This is a genomic window from Bombella saccharophila, from assembly GCF_026385475.1.
Classification (GTDB): domain Bacteria; phylum Pseudomonadota; class Alphaproteobacteria; order Acetobacterales; family Acetobacteraceae; genus Bombella; species Bombella saccharophila.
The window spans coordinates 1-2562 of record NZ_JANIDW010000010.1 but is presented as its reverse complement, the minus strand read 5'-3'; the positions used below and the strand labels follow the sequence as shown (position 1 = coordinate 2562).

The following is a 2562-nucleotide window of genomic DNA, read 5'->3' as shown; positions in this document are numbered from 1 at the left end:
ACAAAATACCCGCAACAAATCTCCGCATCACACCCCCCAATAATCACAAAGTCAAAATCACCCTATCAACAAATAAACCAAATTGTCACCTTAACACATCGCCAGAATATGGAGCTTACTATGCCTCTCCCCACCAACACCCCTTATCTTCGCCCTACGACGGGGAAAAATAACATTAAAGGCGCGCTAGATAGCCTTATTGCCAGCCACATTAACCAAATTGGACCTTCTATGTTGGTTCAGGTCGTAGATGTCTCGGCAGAACCAGCCTCTATTACCGGCAAAGTCACCGTCCGTCCCATGGTCCAACAACAAGACGCCCTATCACGCCCTTTAGCGCATGATATTATCCATAATGTGCCCTACCTACGCATCCAAGGTGGCACATCGGCCCTCATCATCGACCCCAAACCGGGCGATATTGGCTTCATCATCATATCCGGGCGCGACCATACCCATGCCGTCACAACCCGCCAGCCATCCCCACCTGCCTCATTCCGGCAATTTGCTCTACAAGATTGCGTTTATGTGGGCGGCTTCCTCAATAACGGTCCCGACCAGTTCATTCAGGCCACAGAGCAAGGCTGGCGCATCGTAACACCGGGGACAGTTTCTATTGAGGCCCAAGGCGAGGTGACTATCAATGCCGCAAAATTATCAGCAAATTGCGATATCGTAACAAATGGTGACGTCAAAGCCGGCAGCATATCCCTTACACAACACACCCATAACGGGATACAACCCGGCTCCGGCGATACCGGTCCCCCCCGATAATTATCATTGAGGGAACGGCATATGTCCATGCTGTGCAGTCTCGCGCATATTCTGCACAAACTCAGTTCCTTGAGCAAACTCAACCTGCTTTTGCCCACCACTCCACACCATCGTCACAGCATGACTTTGCGCCAATGCAGCGAACAGGGCCTTCCCTTCTGCCTCACTAACATAACAGCCCCATTGCGTGCCTCGGTTAATAATGCCGGTATAATGGAAGCTCTTTACCTCCAGACCGTTCGAAAAACGTACAGATAAAGCCGGGGCCTTAACCTCTTGACCTTTCAGCACGAACATCAAAAAAACATCTCCGCCACGGCGTGGAGAAAAGGACAACATTACATCATCCTCAGCCAGCAAAGCCGTCAGAGTATGCTCCAACTCCAACATCTGCCACTTCCCCACCTGAGCAAGACGCTGTCCTTCCTGCGCAGACACACCAATAGCCGCTATGCCATTGGTCGTTACATGCCCGTCTTGCCCCACCTCAAGAGGGGCCTGTGCTCGCGCAGTACCTAAGGCTATCAAACAGCTCAAACTTAACCAGCACATCCCCGACCTTACATACTTCACAATACAAGCCCCTCCCATATACTTACTTCCATCATTTACTTCGTAACAATATCGGATTCATCACTAGAGACTTCATCAATAACTTCATGATGCCGCTCCCGCGCAGCAGGTCGCTCCTCAGGATGCAACTCATCAATCACCTTATGGGTCGGTTTAAGAGGCTCACCGTCGCCTTTAACTTTATCGGACATCCTCATATCTCCTTTTCACTACATAACACATCCTGCAGTTGGCCCCTCACGCAGCAGCCTTCAAGCCCCCCTGTAAAAGCCAACTACACCGAGTGCAGCTTTTAATTATCGCACGCTCTGCCGCTCACAAATGCCAGAATTCTCCAAATACACCACTAACCGTTGATCACTCTGCACAAATGCTTCAGATGCGCCTTTAGCATCTGCCGTAAGCTGACGAATATACTGAGCACACTGAGACCGCGGACGATGTACAACAGCCCATAATCCGTCCCTCGCTGTTGCTTCCGAAACACCTAAACGGCGCAGATTTTGTTCATCAAACTGCAACCCCTGCTCACTATGCCCACGATGATGAGAGGCAACAGCATTATCATGCAAAGCTTGAGAAAGCGTTTTCGTAGGTTCGGGCTGATGGCTCAACATATCCGCCTTCGCCACCCCCGCCATTGTCAAAGCAACGACACAAACAAGGATACCATATTTCATAAATACTACCCTATCTATCTACTTGAAACATTCAACACCATCAACTTGGTGGCACCGCAGGCGAACCAGAGTGATAAACCGGACGATCACCCGTTACGGCATTATCGCTATCCAAGTCAGGCCTGTAGCAATACTTCTTAACATTCCCATCACCATCATCATAGTAGGTAAACATATGGATAACAGCATCGTAACAAGGCCCACGCCTTTTATTGATGAATACATCGTAAGCATTATCAGCAACCCTCTTTTCCGAATATGCATCATGTAGAAATTCATAAGCCCGCTGGGGATCTACCGAAAACGTCCCATCATCTCCACGCATAAAATGCTCATCCGCTCGCGCCGCACCCGACAACACTAATCCTACCGCAATTCCCATAACCAGTCGCTTCATAACCCACTCCTTAATCATCTCCTAATCTGCTACCTCACAGGACGCCCCATGAAAACCCTCTCCCTTACCTCTGATTGGGACTTATCGCTTGATAGCACCGGCAATCTCGTTGTGCTGTCTGATAAAACTGCCATTTTA

Annotated in this window: 5 protein-coding genes; 1 reads left to right on the top strand and 4 read right to left on the bottom strand. The window is 49.4% G+C overall.

From position 1 onward, the window contains the following. Positions 1 to 774, top strand: a 774-nt coding sequence (locus NQF64_RS08880; protein WP_266107146.1) for a Gp138 family membrane-puncturing spike protein, incomplete at its 5' end; no start/stop codon positions are given. 3 nt (positions 775 to 777) lie between these two features. On the opposite strand, the gene NQF64_RS08875 is transcribed toward NQF64_RS08880, so the two are convergent. The 4 genes from NQF64_RS08875 to NQF64_RS08860 all read right to left on the bottom strand — a co-directional run bounded on the left by NQF64_RS08875 (position 778) and on the right by NQF64_RS08860 (position 2424). Beyond that, positions 778 to 1347, bottom strand: coding sequence for a hypothetical protein (locus NQF64_RS08875; protein WP_266107145.1), 570 nt, complete (start codon positions 1345 to 1347; stop codon positions 778 to 780). A 35-nt stretch (positions 1348 to 1382) separates the two neighbouring features. Beyond that, entirely contained in the window at positions 1383 to 1538 is a 156-nt protein-coding gene (locus NQF64_RS08870) for a hypothetical protein (RefSeq protein WP_266107144.1), read from the bottom strand. Between the two features lie 105 nt (positions 1539 to 1643). Further along, positions 1644 to 2027 (bottom strand): hypothetical protein, encoded by a 384-nt coding sequence (locus NQF64_RS08865; RefSeq protein WP_099027557.1) that lies wholly within the window; start codon positions 2025 to 2027, stop codon positions 1644 to 1646. A 40-nt stretch (positions 2028 to 2067) separates the two neighbouring features. Next, positions 2068 to 2424, bottom strand: coding sequence for a hypothetical protein (locus NQF64_RS08860; protein WP_143813676.1), 357 nt, complete (start codon positions 2422 to 2424; stop codon positions 2068 to 2070). Between the last annotated feature and the right edge of the window lie 138 nt (positions 2425 to 2562).